Below are 15466 nucleotides of genomic sequence, written 5' to 3' on the forward strand. Positions count from 1 at the left end.
CGTCCGGTGTATTCTCCCGAGAACGGAGTGGTTCAGCATGTCGCAGACGCAGGATGAGACCTTTGACGTCGTGGTGGTGGGCAGCGGAGCAGCTGCGTTCGCCACCGCACTGGGAGCGGTGGACAGCGGGCTCAGCGCAGTCCTCCTGGAGAGCACCGAGAAGTGGGGCGGCAGCAGCGCCATGTCGGGTGGTGGCATGTGGCTGCCGGACAACCCCCTCATGCGCCGAGACGGCGTGGGGGACTCACGCGAGGAGGCACTGGAGTACATGGAGGAGTCGATCGGCGAGGTCGGTCGCGCCAGCTCCCGGGCACGCAAGGAGGCCTTCGTCGACGGCGTGGACGACTTCGTGCTCACGGCTGAGCGCCACGGCATGACCTTCGCCCGTGCGACGGACTACCCCGACTACTACCCGGAGCTGCCCGGCGGGAAGATCGGGCGGTCCATCGAGTGCGAGCCCTTCGATGCGAGGAGGATCCAGGCGCTGGTGCCCACCCTGCGCATGAACATGCCGCTCCCCCTCAAGACCGATGACGTCTGGCTGCTCGCACGCGCGTGGTCCACACCCGACGGCTTCGCACGAGGCGCGCAGTTCGTCCTGCGCACGCTGGGTGGCCTGCTGACCGGCAAGAAGCTGCGGGGCATCGGCGCCGGACTCGTCTCCCAGTTCGCACACGCCGTGGTCGTCGAGGGGGACGTTCCCCTGCGGCTGGGGAGTCCCGCCGAGGAGCTCGTCGTCGAGGACGGGCGTGTGGTGGGCGTGCGTGTCGGCGGCGAGGCAGGGGGCGGAGTCATCCGTGCCCGACTCGGCGTGATGCTGGCCGGTGGGGGCTTCGACCACAACCGGGAGATGCGACGCGAGTACCAGGGCGTCGACGGCTTCCCCTCGGGCAACCCGGGCAACCTCGGCGGACCGATCCGGCTGGCGGAGTCCATCGGCGCGGCCACCGAGCTCATGGATGATGCCTGGTGGGGTGCCTCGTTGGCACCGGTGGAGGGTGGGGAGCCGTCCTTCATCGTGGGGGAGCGCTCCCTGCCCTACTCGCTCATCGTGGACTCGAGGGGTGCACGCTTCGCCAACGAGGCCGAGTCCTACGTCGACCTGGGCCACCACATGCTCGGACACGACAAGGACGGCGCCTACTGGTTGGTCCTGGACGCCCGCTACAGGCGCCGTTACCTGCGCTCCTTCGCCCTGGACCCCAAGGTCGCCAAGGCACAGCGGGAGGAGGGCATCGCCTTCAGCGCCGACACCCTGGAGGAGCTGTCCGGGAAGCTCGGCCTGGACACCGCCACCTTCCACTCGACCATCCAGCGGTTCAACGGGTTCGCGAGGTCGGGACGCGACCAGGACTTCCGGAAGGGGGACTCCGCCTACGACCGCTACTACGGCGACCCGACGGTGCACCCCAACGCCTGCCTGGGGACGATCGAGAAGGGCCCCTTCTCCGCCTACAAGGTCGTCATCGGCGACCTCGGCACCAAGGGTGGAGTCCTCACCGACGCCGATGCGCGGGCCCTGCGCGAGGACGGCAGTGTGATCGAGGGGCTCTACGCCGCGGGCAACAACTCCGCCTCGGTCATGGGACGCACGTACCCGGGGCCCGGTTCGACCATCGGCCCGGCCGTCGTCTTCGGACTGCGTGCCGCGCGTCACATGGCAGGGCAGGTCGTGGGTGGGCACCGGGGCCGGGCACGGCACGCAACGCCACCTGCCGCGGAACGCGGATGAGACCGACCCCCGTGGTGCCCGGTCGGGCACCACGGGGGTCAACTCAGTCCCCGGACCCACGAACTGGGTCGGGAGGGGGTTCAGCGAGCGGCGTAGGTGAGGCAGTCGGCCTTGTCGGCGCCGATGCGCACCGAGGTCGCCGTGCACTCCAGGTGGCTGTTGTGGGTGCAGTCGGCCTTCGTGCAGGCGCCGACGAAGCTGGTGACGCGGTCCAGGCCGCCCTTGACGCTGAGCGGGATGAAGGTGGCGCAGGCGGCTTCGGGGTTCGAGCCGATGGTCACGGCCGCCGCGGAGCAGGCATCGGCGTGGTTGTAGGAGCAGCTCTCGACGGTGCAACCGCTGACGCGGGGGAGTTCGAGGGTGGACATGTTGACCTCCCGGGTTCGTGGTGTCGGATTTCCGATGTCCCCAGAGTGCACCCGACCGGGCGGGCGCGGCGGGCAGGCACTGTCTTCGCAGGTCACAGGCTATTCATGGTCAGCAGGTCAGTCCGGCCTTTCCTCGACGCGGAAGTCGCGCAAAACCCGGAGGCCCTGACAGCGGCCCCTCGTGCGGTGGCGGTGGTCAGTGGGCGGAGGCTGATGCCTCGGCCTCCCTGCGGGCGATCTCGGCGGCCTCGGTGGCCGCGACGGCGCGACGCTGACGGGCATTGCGCAGGTGCCACACCCCGTTGGCGATCAGGTAGATGAGGAAGGAGATCGTCGTGACGTAGGGGCTGACCGGCACCGAGGCCCCCAGGGAGAGCATGATGCCCCCGACCAGGGAGACGAAGGCGAAGAGGACCGAGAGCAGTGGGACGACCACCGGGGAGGAGGACAGGCGCATGGCAGCCGCGGCCGGGGTCACCAGGATCGAGAGCACCAGGAGTGCGCCGACGATCTGGACGCTGACCGCCACCGAGAGACCGAGCAGCATCATGAAGGCGAAGGAGAGGAAGCGGGTCGGCACCCCGCGGGCCTCGGCGACGTCGGGATCCATGCTCGCGAAGGTGAGGGGCCGCCAGATGGCGACCAGCCCGATGGTCACGATGACGGAGATGATCGTCAGCGTCTCGAGGCGGGGGTCGTCGATGGCGACGATCTGCCCGGTGAGCAGCCCGAACTTGTTCGCCGTGCGCCCGGGGGCCAGGGACAGGAAGAGGATCCCGAGGCCGAGTCCGAAGGGCATGAGCACGGCGATGATCGAGTTGCGGTCGCGTGCCTTGGATCCCATGATCCCGATCAGCGCGGCTGCGACGAGCGACCCGACGAGGGCGCCCTGGACCACTCCGATGCCGAAGAGGAGGCCCGCCGCACCACCGGAGAAGGAGAGCTCCGAGATGCCGTGGACGGCGAAGGCCATGTCGCGCTGCATGACGAAGACGGCGATGAGCCCACCGACCACCGACAGCACGGCTCCCGCCATGATCGAGTTGGACAGCAGGGCGACCAGCTGGCCGTAGTCCGAGAAGTCGAAGAGCTTCCCCCACAAGGAGGTGTCGGCGGCGTCCATGGGGAGGGGGAGTGCCAGCAGCTGGGTCATCGGGGTCACTTCCGGGTGGTGGTCGTGGGTTCCGGGTGGTGGCGGTGCTCGGGAGCGCCGGCCACGAAGACGCGACCGTTGTCGCGGATGACGTCGACCTCGGAGCCGTAGAGGCCCGAGAGCACGTCGGAGCGCATCACCTCGTCGGTGGTCCCGACCCGGATACACCCGTTGGCCACGTACATCACCCGGTCGATGTAGTCGATGACCGGATTGACGTCGTGGGTGACCATGAGGACGGCGAAACCGCGCTGGGCGCGCTGGGAGTCGATGAGGTCGATGATCTCGGCCTGGCGGCGCACGTCCAGGGAGAGCAGAGGCTCGTCGCAGAGGAGCAGCCTGGGTTCCCCCGCCAGGGCCTGGGCCATGCGCACACGCTGCTGCTCCCCACCCGAGAGCAGGCCGACGGGTGTGTCCGCGTAGCGGGTGGCGCCCACCGCCTCCAGCAACTCGTTGACGCGGGAGCGTCGGGCGGCGCTGGGCAGGCCCGTGCCCCAGTGGTTGCCGTCCACACCCAGTGCCACCAGGTCGCGGGCGCGCAGGGGCAGTCCGGGGTCGGCCATGTTCTGCTGGGGGACGTAGCCGATGCGGGCACCGCCGCGGTGGACCGGCTGTCCGAAGATCCGGACGCTCCCCGCGCTCAGGGTGTACTCGCCCAGCAGCGTGCGCAGCAGGCTCGTCTTGCCGGCGCCATTGGCTCCGAGGATCGCGATGAACTCACCGGGGTGGATGTCGACGTCGAGGTGGCTCCACAGCGTGCGGCCCCCCAGGGTGAGCTCGGCGTCCGTGTACGACACGACGGGCGCGGCCCCGGCGGCGTCCCGGGCCCCGGCGGCCGCGTCGGTCTCCCCCTCCGGCCCGGTGTGCGGTCCCTTCTGTGGTGGGTGGGTCCCGACCTCAGGCGACATAGGTTCCTCTCCTCCGGCTGGGGATGGCCGACAGACGGGTGGATCCCCGGCCCCGCGAGTGATTCTAGGCCGCGGGGGCGGGGATCCAGTGGGTTCACTCGGACAGTGCAGCGGAGATCTCGTCGATGATCTTCTGCTGCCAGCTGACGTAGTCGAGTCCGGCGGGCAGGGTCTCCTGGACGGGCACGACCGGGATGTCCGCATCCTTCGCCGCGGAGAGGACGGCCTCGGTCTGGGGGCCGGTCGTCTGCTCGTTGTAGACGAGTGCATCCACCTGGTGGTCGCTGAAGAGCTTGAGCGTCTCGTCCAGGACGGTGGCGGGGACGTCGGTCTCCTCCTCGATGGCCTCGGAGAAGGCCTCGGGGGTCTTGTTGTCCAGGCCCATGGCCTCCAGCAGGTACAGCGGCACCGGCTCGGTGATCGCGACCCCGGCGCCGGCGTGGGCCGACTTGACCTCGGCCGCCGCCTTCTCCAGGCCCTCGACCTTCGTGGTGAAGGTGGCGAGGTTCGACTCGAACGTCGAGGCGTTGTCCGGGTCGGCCTTCGAGAGGGCTTCCTCGATGGCGCCCGCGACCTTGATCACGGTGGGGTAGTCGTACCAGACGTGCTCATTGAGCTCATCGCCCTGCGTCGCGGCGAAACCCGAGACGTCGACGGCGTTGATGACCGTGGCCGTCGACTTCGCCGCGGAGAGCATGGTGTCGACGAAGTCGTCGTAACCCCCGCCGTTCTCCACGACCACTGTCGCCTCGGACAGTGCCAGCTGTGTGCGTGCGTCGGCCTGGTACTCGTGGGGGTCCGCGTCCGGGTCGGAGATGATGCTGGAGACGGTCACCGAATCCCCTGCGACCTGCGAGGCGATGTCGCCCCACACATTGGTCGAGGCGACCACGGAGAGAGCCGTGGAACCGCTCTCCCCACTCTGGTCCTGCCCGGACGCGGCGGTTCCCGACTGGGCGGAGCCCGTCGAGCATGCCGCCAGCGCCACGGTGGCGGCAGCCGCCACCGTGAGGCGTCCGAACAACTGGGAAACCTTCATGTCTTCCTCCGATTCCGCCCGGCCTCTCCTGGCCGGGGACGTGCGCTGGTGTGGACTCGAGGACCGAGGCTAATGGTGTTGAGAATCAGAGTCAATAAAACTGTGTCCCTCCCGGTCGCGACGAGGGCCCCGGTCCTGCCTCAGTCGCCGGCCGGTGCCTCTCCACGCGCGCGCCGGTCGGTGGTCGCGAGCGCGCGGGCCCGCAGGCCTGCGGCGCAGGCGCACGCCGCCGCCAGGGAGAGTGCGCCCCACTGGAGCGCGCCGTCAGCGGGCAGCCCCTGCGCCACAGCTGTGGCGAGGACCACGGTCAGGACGCCCGCCGGTGCGAGTCCGCGCAGCATCCATGCGACGACCACCAGGGAGGAGGAGTCGCCGAAGGGTGAGGGCGTGGGGGTGAGGAGCGCCAGGGGCGGGGAGGAGGAGGCCACCACGGCCAGGGCCGTGCAGGGGCCGACGAGGGCGACCACCACCGCACCTCCCACGACGGAGGACCACTCGACCGGCACCGGCGCGGTGTCGCCGACCAAGGAGGTCACCGCCGCCGCGATCCCTCCCACCCCGACCACGAGTGACCAGGGGAGCAGCAGGTGGGCCGGGTACACCCGGTGGAAGGGAGCCGGGTCCAGTCGCCCCGAACCGACCGACTCCAGGACATCGGACAGTGGCCGTGACAGTACGGCGAAGGCCCACTGGACGGCGAGGAGCACGAGGGGTGCCAGCAGGACACCCGGGACGCCCCCGGCTGCCGAGGTCCCCGTCCGCCCCGATGCGAGGGCACCGATCCAGGTCCCGGCCGCGACCAGTGCTGCGAGCGCTGCCGCCGTGCGCCAGGGGGTGCGCACGGCCCCGAGCACGTCGACGGTCACGGTGCGTCCCAGGAGCCCGCCCGGGAACGGGAGGGTCCGTGCACGCAGGTGGCGGCGACGGGGACCGTCGTGGACGGCCAGCGCCCCCACGTCCCCCGTGCCCAGGCCCGTGGCGATCAGGTGGCGCACCCGCACGTCGTGCTCGAGCACCCGCATCGGCACCCCCGCGAGCAGGAGGGGGACGGCGAGCACCGCCAGGCAGGCGACAGCGCCCAGCCCGATGGCGGCCAGTGCGTCGACGCCTCCCCCGAGGTCCCAGTCCCCACGAGCGCCGAGCCGGGCCAGGGCGGCGAGGCCCACCCCGGTGAGCGCAGCCGACGGGCGCGCCCATCGCGACCACCTGGTCTGGGTGCCGAGCAGGGCCAGGACGACGAGGGCGGCCTGTCCCAGTGCCCACGCCGCAGTCGTGGCGACTGCGGAAGCGCCCAGCCCCAGCCCCAGCGCCCCTGTCACGGCCAGTGCCCCGACCGCCACCAGCACCGCGCCGAGCACCGTCCAGGTCCGTCCCGCCAGCACCCTGCGCGTCCCGAAGGGACCGTCGACCAGGTAGTGGAGCTCGCCGGCGGAGGTGATGACCGGTCCCAGGTGGGTCGGGGCCACGGCGCAGAGGACCAGGGGCAGGGCGAACCACTGGCGTGCGCCCCACACGACCTCCGCCGCCCGGTGGGTCGGGACCGCCGAGGTCAGGCCCGTGAGCAGGGGAACCCCGATCATGGCGGTGAGCAGGACCGCGACATAGGCGCGGTAGACGAGGTCCCGACGCGTGGGTCCGCCCTCGTGCACGATGCGACGTGCGCGGGCGAGTGCGGGCCCGCCCGGAGGAGGGGCCGAGAGCGGGACGGAGGGGATCGGGGTGCTCACCGGGTTCCCCTCACTCCGGGGCCGAGAGGGTGACGACCTCGTCGGCCACGGCCTCCGTCAGGTCGGGGGCGTGGGTCGCCATGACCACGGCGAGCCCCTGGCCGATGCGTGAGCGCAGTGCGTCCCCCAGCGCCCGACGGCGCCCGGTGTCCAGGCGTTGCTCGGGTTCGTCCAGGACGAGCAGCCGCGCGGGTCGTGCCAGTCCCAGGCACAGGGCGACGACCTGGCGTTCCCCCGAGGAGAGTTCGTCGGGGAAGTGGCGGGAGAGACGCTCCGCCCCGAAGGCCCGCAGCAGTGCGAGTGGGGCCTCCGCCCCCGAGGGCAGCCCCCACGAGGCGCGGACGAAGAGGAGGTGCTCCAGGACGGTGAGGTCCTCGAAGAAGGGCGGTGGCTGGATGACGTGGGCGATGTCGCGCCGCTCCAGGGCACCGGGGACGAGGCGGGCGCTGCCCGTCGTCGGGGCGTCCAACCCCAGCAGGACACGCAGCAGGGTGGTCTTGCCCGAGCCGTTCTCGCCGCGCAGGACGGTGCACGTCCCCGCCCGTACCTCCAGCGAGGTCGCGGCCAGGATCCCCAGGCCCGACACCGTGCGCGTCACCTGCCGGACGTCGAGGAGCAGGCCGGGGTCGTCCCTGCGGGGACGGCGGTCCGACGACGCGGCTCCGCGACGGTGGGGCATGGGCGCTCCTCCTCGGTGCGATGGTCGGCTCGGGGTCATCCTCCCACGGTGTGGGTGCGGGCACCCGTACGGACCGAGGTGCTCCCGGGGCGACGTCCGGGGCACTACCGTCGTCCTCATGACTGCCGATGACGTCGACCGCGCGCTCGCGGACAACCGGGCCAACTGGGACGACCGTGCCGGCGTGCACGTCGCCTCCGAGTTCTACGACGTCCGGGGCCTCGTGTCCGACCCGGAGGGGATCACCGACGTCGTGCGCCGCGACCTGGCCGTCCTGGCACCCCACCTGCCGGGCGGGTCGGTGCGGGGGCTGACGCTGCTCCACCTCCAGTGCCACATCGGTACCGACACCCTCTCCTGGGCCAGGCTCGGGGCGGTGGACGTCCACGGACTCGACTTCTCCGAGCGGGCCCTGGACCACGCCCGGGACATCGCCGGGGCCGCGGGTGAGGGGATCACCTACGTCCAGGGGGATGCGCAGCTCGCCTCGGAGGTCATTGACCGGACCTTTGACGTGGTGGTCACCAGCGTCGGGACGATCTGTTGGCTCCCGGAGCTCGTGTCCTGGGCCCACTCGGTCCACGACCTGCTCGTGCCCGGTGGGGTGTTCATGATCCGTGACGACCATCCCCTGGTGACAGCCATGGACCCGGAGCTGGACGTCGTCACCGAGGACTACCTGTCCGGGGGAGGGCAGACCGTCTACGAGGAGGCCGGCAGCTACACGGACGTCCAGGAGTCGGTCGCGCCCATCACCCACACCACCAACCACACCTGGCAGCACGACCTCTCCGAGGTGGCCGGGGCCCTGCTCGGGGCGGGCCTGGACCTGGAGGCCCTGGGCGAGCACCCCACCATGGACTGGAAGCGCTTCCCCGAGCTCGTCGAGTGCCCCGAGGGGTGGACGACGCCGCCGGGCACGCCGCGCATCCCGCTCACCTTCTCGATGGTGGCGCGCCGCCCGGACTGAGCCCCGGTCCGCCCTCGTCACCCGGGTGGGTCCGCGCCGCGGGGAAGCGGACCCGCCTGCCCCGCACCGACCCTGCTCCCCGTGCCGCTCCGGTCCGCGCGCTGTCACAGCCCGCGCTGGGGAGTGGCGGGATCACCCTGCGCGCCCTCCCTCACAGGCAGTCTGCCCCAGCCCGCGCGGGGGAGGGGCATCGGGCGGACGATTGCACCATGGATGCCACAGCTGCCACGGACCTCAGATCGATCCCCTTCGAGACCATGGAGGGCACGACCGAGACGCTCGGCCGCTGGGCCGACGACGTGGTCATGGTGGTCAACGTCGCGTCCCGCTGCGGGCTCGCCCCCCAGTACGAGACCCTCGAGGAGCTGCAGCAACGCTACGCGGAGCGTGGGTTCACGGTCCTCGGCTTCCCCTCGAACCAGTTCCGTCAGGAGCTGGGAAGTGACGAGGAGGTCAGGACCTTCTGCTCCACGACCTACGGTGTGACCTTCCCGGTGCTGGCGCGGGTCAAGGTGAACGGCCGCGGGGAGCACCCCCTCTACACCGCCCTCAAGCGGGCGAAGGACCCGAAGGGACGCAACGGGCGTGTGAGGTGGAACTTCGAGAAGTTCCTGGTCCTCCCTGATGGCTCGGTGCACCGGTTCCGGCCCACCACCAAGCCCGACGACCCGGCCATCGTCGAACTCATCGAGGCACATCTGCCGCGTTGACCTCCGGGAGTGCGTGGGGTCGACCCGGACGTGCTCCCCGCCACCGCTGCGAGTGTCGGCCGTCGCAGCGGGCACCGGTTTCACAGCCTGGCCACAGCCGTCTCCGGGCCGGCCGTCACGAATCCTCCATAGCGTGCTGTCCCAGCAGGTCGGACGGCATCTGAGGAGAAGAATGTTCGAGTACGTCCGCCGGGGGATCACCCGGCGCAAGCGCCAGACGGCGATCATCAGCATCGGAATGGCGTTGGCGGTCGCAGCGGTCATGGTCATCTCGGCCGCATCGAACGGCATCGCAGCAGCACAGAACTCCGTGCTCCAGGCCGTCTACGGGGTCGGCACGGATCTCACCATCACGTCCTCGCCGACGCGCGGTGGGGACGCACAGAGTGGGGCCTCCGGGAGTGGCGGTGGGGGCATGCAGTTCGGTCCGGAGGCCGGTCAGACCGGTGCGGACGGCAGCACCGACATCTCCTCCACGCAGGTGAGCGTCGCCCGTGGAACCCAGACCATGGAGTCCAGCGTCCTCGACACGGTCGCCTCCACATCGGGTGTGGCGGCCGCGACGGGCACGCTCTCGCTGACGCAGATGGACTTCTCGGGCACCATCCAGCAGCAGGAGTCCTCCGGTTCCACCGACTCCGGCACCGAGGACCAGGAGGGCCAGCCCGGAGGCGGACAGGGCGGACCCGGACAGGACGGTGGGCCCGGCGGGTTCGGCGGAGGGTCCTTCGACCTCGCCCAGACGACCATCATGGGCGTCGACCCGGGTGCCACCGAGGTCGGTCCCATGAGTGACATGACCGTCTCCAGCGGCGCCCTGCTCACCTCCGGCGACACCGACTCCGCGGTCATCTCCGCCACCTACGCCTCCGACAACTCCCTGGCCGTGGGCGACACCGTGACCCTCGGGACCGACACCACCGCCACGGTGGTGGGCATCCTGTCGGAGGAGTCCTCCCAGAGTGCCTCCGACATCTACGTGCCACTCGCGCTCGCCCAGACCCTGGCGGACGAGGACGGCGCCCTCACGACGATCTACGTCAAGGCCTCCAGTGCCGATGACGTGGACTCCTTGGCGGACTCCCTGGGCACGGCCCTGCCGGACCTGACGGTCTCGACGCAGTCCGACCTGGCCAGCACGGTCTCGGGGTCCCTGTCCTCCGCAGCGTCCTGGATCAGTGGGTTCGGGAAGTGGCTGACGATCGGCATCCTCGCCCTCGCCTTCCTCCTGGCGAGCCTCTTCACGATCTCCTCGGTCACGCGCAGGACCCGGGAGCTGGGCACCCTCAAGGCCATCGGATGGTCCAACTCCCGGGTGCTCGGCAACGTGGTCGCGGAGACCCTCATCCAGACCCTCATCGGCGGCGTCGTCGGCCTGGCACTCGGCGTCGCAGCGGTGGCGGGGATCAACGCCGCAGGCATCACCCTGGGTGGGTCGGCAGGCACGGAGGGAGGACCCGGCACCTCGCAGCAGGCAGCCACCGGAACCGCCCCGGGGACGGAGGGTGGCCCCGGTGGAGGTGCCCCTGGGGACGGCGGACAGCCGGGCGCGATGACCGCCTCGGCATCGAGCACGACGACGACCCTGGTGCTCGAGCCCTCGCTCGCGGCCGTGGGTCTGGGCGTGGGGGTCAGCCTCCTCGGAGGCGTGGTGGCCGGCGGGGCCGGCGCGATCAAGGTGAGCAGGCTCCGCCCCGCGGCGGCCCTGCGGAGCGTGGACTGAGGAGAGGGCACATGTACCAACTGACGGACGTCACGAAGAACTATCGGACCTCCCGCACGGTGACCGCCCTGGGGGGCGTGACACTCACGGTCCCCGACGGCCAGTTCCTGGCCATCCGCGGCAACACCGGGGGTGGGAAGTCGACCCTGCTCCAGATGCTCGGGGGGCTGGACCGCCCCGACTCCGGCACGGTCGAATTCGACGGGGTCGACATCACGCACATGTCGGAGTCGGCGCTCACGGGCTTCCGGGCCAAGGACCTGGGCATCGTGTTCCAGGGGTTCAACCTGGTCAACACCCTCACCGCCTGTGAGAACGTCGAGGCCGGTCTGGTGCCCCTGCACGTGAAGGGGGCCGAGCGTCGGGGCCGCGCCATGGAGGCCCTCGCGGAGGTCGGACTCGGGGGGCGCGAGGACCACCTCCCCGGCGAGCTCTCGGGTGGCCAGCAGCAGCGCGTCGCCATTGCGCGGGCCCTGGTCAAGCAGCCCCGCGTCATCCTGGCCGACGAGCCCACCGGCAACCTGGACGAACAGATGCGCGACGAGGTCATGGACCTGCTGGAGGAGCACTGGAAGCGCCTCGGTTTCGCGATGGTCGTCGTCACCCACGACTCCTCGGTGGCCAAGCGGGCCCAGAGACGGATCACCATGACCTCCGGCCACCTGTCCTGACGGGAGCCTCCCCGGCTCCGGTCACCGCACCCATCCCCCAGCCGATAGGCTGGAGGACGTGACGGAGTCAATCAATGTGTCAGAACGTCAGATCGACGCCGGGTCGCCCTCGTCCGCCCCGCCTGCGGGAACACCCGCAGCGGTGGCGGCGGGGGCGGATCCAGCGGGGGCGGGGAGCTCCACGGCCACCACCGGGCAGCCGCCTGCCGTGGTGCTGGTGAACCTCGGGACGCCCGAGGCCCCCACGGCCCGGGCGGTGCGCCCCTTCCTGCGGGAGTTCCTCTCCGACCGGCGCGTCATCGAGACCCACCCCGTGCTGTGGCGCCCCATCCTGGAGGGCATCATCCTGCGTGTGCGCCCGCGCGACTCCGCGCGCAAGTACGCCTCGATCTGGATGCCCGAGGGCTCCCCCCTCATGCACTGGACCTCGCGCCAGGCGGCGGACCTCCGGGAAGCCCTGGGGGAGGACACCCGGGTCCGGGTCGCCATGCGCTACGGGAAGCCCGCCCTGCGTGACGTCCTCACCGACCTGTACGACCAGGGCGTGCGCCGCGTCCTCGTGCTGCCCGCCTACCCCCAGTACGCCGCCTCCTCCGCGGGGACCGTCATCGACGAGGTCGCCCGCTGGACGCTGCGGGCCCGCGACCAGCTCGAGGTGCGCACCGTGCGCTCCTTCCCCGACTCACCCGTCTACATCGAGGCCCTCGCCCGCGCCCTCGAGGACCACTGGGCCGAGCAGGGTCGACCGGACTTCGCCGCCGGGGACCGCCTGGTCACCAGCTTCCACTCCATCCCGCGCGCCATGCACGACGCCGGGGACCCCTACCGTTCCGAGTGCGGGACGACCGCGCGCCTGCTGCGGGAGCGCCTCGGCATCGACGAGGGCGGCCTGCTCGTGCGTTTCCAGTCCGTCTTCGGTCCCGCCGAGTGGATCGGCCCGGCCACCATCGACACCATGGGTGAACTCGGACGCGGGGGCACCCGCCGTGTGGACGTCATCTGCCCCGGGTTCATGGCCGACTGCCTGGAGACCCTGGAGGAGATCGACATCCTCAACCGCGAGACCTTCCTGGAGGCGGGCGGGCAGGAGTACCACTACGTCCCCTGGGCGAACGACTCCGCCGGGTGCGTGGCCACCCTGGAGGAGCAGGCCCGCCGCGGCCTGTCCGGCTGGGTCGCCTGATCCCCGCACCGATCCGAGCGGTGCGTGCGGCCACCGAACGGTGCAGGCGGGGCGCTCCACCGATCCCGGCCCGGCGCCGGGCAGGTGCGGGCCGGTCGGCGGGGACGCGGCGACCGGTCCTGTCACGAAGTCCCGTCAGGCAGTCACCGGTGGGCACAGGCCCGGCCCGCGCCTAGCGTGGGCCGACATGACCACGAAGACCCGACTCATCGCCGCCGCCCTCGCCACCCTGGCCCTGTCCGCCACCGCCCTGTCCGCCTGCTCCTCCGGGACGGGTTCCACCTCCGGTGGCGCCTCCGGCGACCAGTCCGGCTCCCAGTCCGCGGGCGCCGACGCCCTCGCAGACCTCCAGGCCTCCGGGGTCCTGCGCGTGGGCACCGAGGGCACCTACGCCCCCTTCACCTACCACGACACCTCCTCCGGTGACCTCACCGGCTACGACGTGGAGGTCGTCACCGCCGTGGCGGAGAAGCTCGGCGTGACCCCGGAGTTCTCCGAGGTCAAGTGGGACGCGATCTTCGCCGGCCTGGAGGCCGGGCGCTACGACATCATCGCCAACGAGGTCACGGTCAACGACGAGCGCGCCGCGAAGTACGACCTCTCCGACCCCTACTCGGTGTCCATCCCCGTCGCCGTGGTCCGCTCCGACGACTCCTCCATCACCTCCCTCGACGACGTCACGGGCAAGACCTCCGCACAGTCGGCCACCTCCAACTGGGCCGAGCTCGCCACCGACTCCGGTGCCACCGTCGTGCCGGTGGACGGTTTCACGGAGGCGGTCTCCGCCCTCAAGGACGGACGCGTGGACCTCACCTTCAACGACAACCTCGCCGTGCTCGGCTACCTTGCCCAGACCTCCGACGACTCGGTGAAGGTCGCCTTCGAACTGCCCGACCAGGCGGTCTCCCAGGCCTTCGCCCTGCGCAAGGACTCGGGCCTGTTGGATGCGATCAACGGGGCGCTCGAGGAGCTGCGTGCGGACGGCACCCTTGCCGCCCTGGGTGAGAAGTACTTCGGCACGGACATCTCGTCTGCGCAGACGAAGTGAGGCGCCCCCGTGGATGACTCCACCCGGCAGCTCCTGCTGGACTCCCTGCTGCCGCTCGCACGCGGGGCCCTGACGGGCACGATCCCCCTGACGCTGATCTCCTTCGCCATCGGGATCGTCCTGGCACTGGGGGTGGCCCTGGCGCGCATCTCCCACAACGTCCTCCTGCGGGGCGCGGCGCGGGTGTTCATCTCGGTGATCCGCGGGACACCCCTGCTGGTCCAGCTCTTCATCATCTTCTACGCACTGCCCAGCCTGGGGCTGGTGATCGACCCCTTCCCGTCGGCCGTCATCGCCTTCTCCCTCAACGTGGCGGGCTACGCGGCCGAGGCGATCCGTGCCGCCATCCTCTCCGTCCCGCGCGGGCAGTGGGAGGCGGCCCAGACCATCGGCCTGTCCCGCTCGGCCACCCTCAGCCGCGTGATCCTGCCCCAGGCCGCGCGCGTGGCCGTGCCGCCCCTGTCCAACACCTTCATCTCCCTGGTCAAGGACACCTCGCTGGCCTCCTCGATCATGGTGGTGGAACTGCTGCGCCAGGCCCAGAACATCGCGGCGCCGACGTACGAGTTTCTCGCGCTGTACTCACTGGCCGCCCTGTACTACTGGGTGATCTGCACCGTCCTGTCCGCCGTCCAGCTGCGCCTCGAGCACCGCCTCGAGCGCGGTGTCGCCTGAACCGGGAGGAGAGCGACCATGCCACTGCTCAGCGTCTCGGACCTGCACAAGTCCTTCGGTGAGAAGCACGTCCTGAAGGGGGTCTCGCTGGAGGTCGACAAGGGATCGGTGAGCGTGCTCATCGGCCCCTCCGGCTCCGGCAAGACCACCCTGCTCCGTTCCCTCAACGCCCTGGAGGTCCCGGAGTCGGGCATCGTCACCATCGACGGTGTCACGGTGGACCACGCCGCCCATCCCTCCCGCAAGGAGCTGGCCGGGTTGCGTGCCCGCTCCGGGATGGTCTTCCAGGCCCACAACCTCTTCCCGCACCGCACCGCACTGGAGAACGTCACCGAGGGGCCGGTCCACGCCCAGGGCCGCTCTCGTGCCGAGGCCGAGGAGGAGGGGCGCGCGCTCCTCGCCCGCGTCGGCCTGGTGGGCCTGGAGGACCGCCACCCCTCCCAGCTCTCGGGGGGCCAGCAGCAGCGCGTCGGCATCGCCCGTGCGCTTGCCCTGCACCCCGACCTGCTGCTCTTCGACGAGCCGACCTCCGCCTTGGACCCCGAGACGGTCGGTGAGGTCCTCCAGGTCATGCGCGACCTCGCGGCGGAGGGGTGGACCATGGTGGTCGTCACCCACGAGATCGCCTTCGCCCGGGAGGTCGCCGACCACGTCGCCTTCCTCGACGGTGGCGTCATCGTGGAACAGGGCGATCCAGGCGACGTCCTCGTCCACCCCCGCGAGGAACGCACACGGCGCTTCCTCAGACGCGTCCTCGACCCGCTGTCGCGACACGGCGACGAGGGCGGAGCACCGGTCCCTCCCGGCGTCGACGGGGGCGAGGACGCCGGGTCCCCGGATCGGTGACACCCCCGGAATCGCGGGACTCGGGGAGCCGGCC

General features: G+C 71.1%; 15 protein-coding genes. 9 read left to right on the forward strand and 6 right to left on the reverse strand.

The features are described 5' to 3' along the window. Nucleotides 1–37 precede the first annotated feature (37 nt). Complete coding sequence (locus BQ9890_RS13520) at nucleotides 38–1732, forward strand: FAD-binding protein (RefSeq protein ID WP_078062476.1); 1695 nt, start codon at nucleotides 38–40, stop codon at nucleotides 1730–1732. 80 nt (nucleotides 1733–1812) lie between these two features. On the opposite strand, the gene BQ9890_RS13525 is transcribed toward BQ9890_RS13520, so the two are convergent. The 6 genes from BQ9890_RS13525 to BQ9890_RS13550 all read right to left on the reverse strand — a co-directional run bounded on the left by BQ9890_RS13525 (nucleotide 1813) and on the right by BQ9890_RS13550 (nucleotide 7606). Further along, on the reverse strand, nucleotides 1813–2100 hold the full coding sequence (locus tag BQ9890_RS13525) for a DUF1540 domain-containing protein (RefSeq protein WP_075892216.1): 288 nt from the start codon (nucleotides 2098–2100) through the stop codon (nucleotides 1813–1815). Nucleotides 2101–2296: 196 nt separating this feature from the next. Continuing rightward, complete coding sequence (locus tag BQ9890_RS13530) at nucleotides 2297–3253, reverse strand: metal ABC transporter permease (RefSeq protein WP_075892218.1); 957 nt, start codon at nucleotides 3251–3253, stop codon at nucleotides 2297–2299. A 5-nt stretch (nucleotides 3254–3258) separates the two neighbouring features. Further along, a complete protein-coding gene (locus BQ9890_RS13535) occupies nucleotides 3259–4161 on the reverse strand; it encodes a metal ABC transporter ATP-binding protein (RefSeq protein WP_078062477.1) in 903 nt (300 codons plus the stop codon). 94 nt (nucleotides 4162–4255) lie between these two features. Beyond that, a complete protein-coding gene (locus BQ9890_RS13540; RefSeq protein ID WP_075892220.1) occupies nucleotides 4256–5200 on the reverse strand; it encodes a metal ABC transporter solute-binding protein, Zn/Mn family in 945 nt (314 codons plus the stop codon). 140 nt (nucleotides 5201–5340) lie between these two features. Then, entirely contained in the window at nucleotides 5341–6927 is a 1587-nt protein-coding gene (locus tag BQ9890_RS13545; protein WP_075892222.1) for a hypothetical protein, read from the reverse strand. Nucleotides 6928–6937: 10 nt separating this feature from the next. Next, a complete protein-coding gene (locus tag BQ9890_RS13550) occupies nucleotides 6938–7606 on the reverse strand; it encodes an ABC transporter ATP-binding protein (RefSeq protein WP_078062478.1) in 669 nt (222 codons plus the stop codon). A 118-nt stretch (nucleotides 7607–7724) separates the two neighbouring features. Between BQ9890_RS13550 and BQ9890_RS13555 the strand changes: the two genes are divergently transcribed. From BQ9890_RS13555 to BQ9890_RS13590, 8 genes are all read left to right on the forward strand, one after another. Then, nucleotides 7725–8576, forward strand: a complete 852-nt coding sequence (locus BQ9890_RS13555; protein WP_075892224.1) for a class I SAM-dependent methyltransferase — start codon at nucleotides 7725–7727, stop codon at nucleotides 8574–8576. Nucleotides 8577–8785: 209 nt separating this feature from the next. After that, nucleotides 8786–9286, forward strand: a complete 501-nt coding sequence (locus BQ9890_RS13560; protein WP_075892226.1) for a glutathione peroxidase — start codon at nucleotides 8786–8788, stop codon at nucleotides 9284–9286. A gap of 172 nt (nucleotides 9287–9458) precedes the next feature. Next, the gene (locus tag BQ9890_RS13565) at nucleotides 9459–11009 is read left to right on the forward strand and encodes an ABC transporter permease (protein WP_075892228.1); all 1551 of its coding nucleotides are present in this window, start codon (nucleotides 9459–9461) and stop codon (nucleotides 11007–11009) included. Nucleotides 11010–11020: 11 nt separating this feature from the next. Further along, entirely contained in the window at nucleotides 11021–11680 is a 660-nt protein-coding gene (locus BQ9890_RS13570) for an ABC transporter ATP-binding protein (protein ID WP_075892230.1), read from the forward strand. Between the two features lie 142 nt (nucleotides 11681–11822). Then, the gene (gene hemH / locus BQ9890_RS13575) at nucleotides 11823–12863 is read left to right on the forward strand and encodes a ferrochelatase (protein WP_075892232.1); all 1041 of its coding nucleotides are present in this window, start codon (nucleotides 11823–11825) and stop codon (nucleotides 12861–12863) included. Between the two features lie 187 nt (nucleotides 12864–13050). Then, nucleotides 13051–13911, forward strand: coding sequence for a transporter substrate-binding domain-containing protein (locus BQ9890_RS13580; protein WP_075892235.1), 861 nt, complete (start codon nucleotides 13051–13053; stop codon nucleotides 13909–13911). Between the two features lie 9 nt (nucleotides 13912–13920). After that, nucleotides 13921–14586 carry an amino acid ABC transporter permease gene (locus tag BQ9890_RS13585; RefSeq protein ID WP_075892237.1) on the forward strand — a complete coding sequence of 222 codons (666 nt, stop codon included), beginning with the start codon at nucleotides 13921–13923 and terminating at the stop codon, nucleotides 14584–14586. Between the two features lie 18 nt (nucleotides 14587–14604). Next, on the forward strand, nucleotides 14605–15432 hold the full coding sequence (locus BQ9890_RS13590; RefSeq protein WP_075892239.1) for an amino acid ABC transporter ATP-binding protein: 828 nt from the start codon (nucleotides 14605–14607) through the stop codon (nucleotides 15430–15432). Nucleotides 15433–15466: the final 34 nt, after the last annotated feature.

It is taken from the genome of Actinomyces provencensis, assembly GCF_900155435.1.
Lineage (GTDB): Bacteria > Actinomycetota > Actinomycetes > Actinomycetales > Actinomycetaceae > Pauljensenia > Pauljensenia provencensis.

Excerpts from the sequence above, each read along its gene's own strand:
- BQ9890_RS13520 (WP_078062476.1), top strand. The coding sequence starts at position 38 with ATGTCGCAGACGCAGGATGAGACCTTTGACGTCGTGGTGGTGGGCAGC.
- BQ9890_RS13525 (WP_075892216.1), bottom strand. The coding sequence starts at position 2,100 with ATGTCCACCCTCGAACTCCCCCGCGTCAGCGGTTGCACCGTCGAGAGC.
- BQ9890_RS13530 (WP_075892218.1), bottom strand. The coding sequence starts at position 3,253 with ATGACCCAGCTGCTGGCACTCCCCCTCCCCATGGACGCCGCCGACACC.
- BQ9890_RS13535 (WP_078062477.1), bottom strand. The coding sequence starts at position 4,161 with ATGTCGCCTGAGGTCGGGACCCACCCACCACAGAAGGGACCGCACACC.
- BQ9890_RS13540 (WP_075892220.1), bottom strand. The coding sequence starts at position 5,200 with ATGAAGGTTTCCCAGTTGTTCGGACGCCTCACGGTGGCGGCTGCCGCC.
- BQ9890_RS13550 (WP_078062478.1), bottom strand. The coding sequence starts at position 7,606 with ATGCCCCACCGTCGCGGAGCCGCGTCGTCGGACCGCCGTCCCCGCAGG.
- BQ9890_RS13555 (WP_075892224.1), top strand. The coding sequence starts at position 7,725 with ATGACTGCCGATGACGTCGACCGCGCGCTCGCGGACAACCGGGCCAAC.
- BQ9890_RS13560 (WP_075892226.1), top strand. The coding sequence starts at position 8,786 with ATGGATGCCACAGCTGCCACGGACCTCAGATCGATCCCCTTCGAGACC.
- BQ9890_RS13565 (WP_075892228.1), top strand. The coding sequence starts at position 9,459 with ATGTTCGAGTACGTCCGCCGGGGGATCACCCGGCGCAAGCGCCAGACG.
- BQ9890_RS13570 (WP_075892230.1), top strand. The coding sequence starts at position 11,021 with ATGTACCAACTGACGGACGTCACGAAGAACTATCGGACCTCCCGCACG.
- BQ9890_RS13580 (WP_075892235.1), top strand. The coding sequence starts at position 13,051 with ATGACCACGAAGACCCGACTCATCGCCGCCGCCCTCGCCACCCTGGCC.
- BQ9890_RS13590 (WP_075892239.1), top strand. The coding sequence starts at position 14,605 with ATGCCACTGCTCAGCGTCTCGGACCTGCACAAGTCCTTCGGTGAGAAG.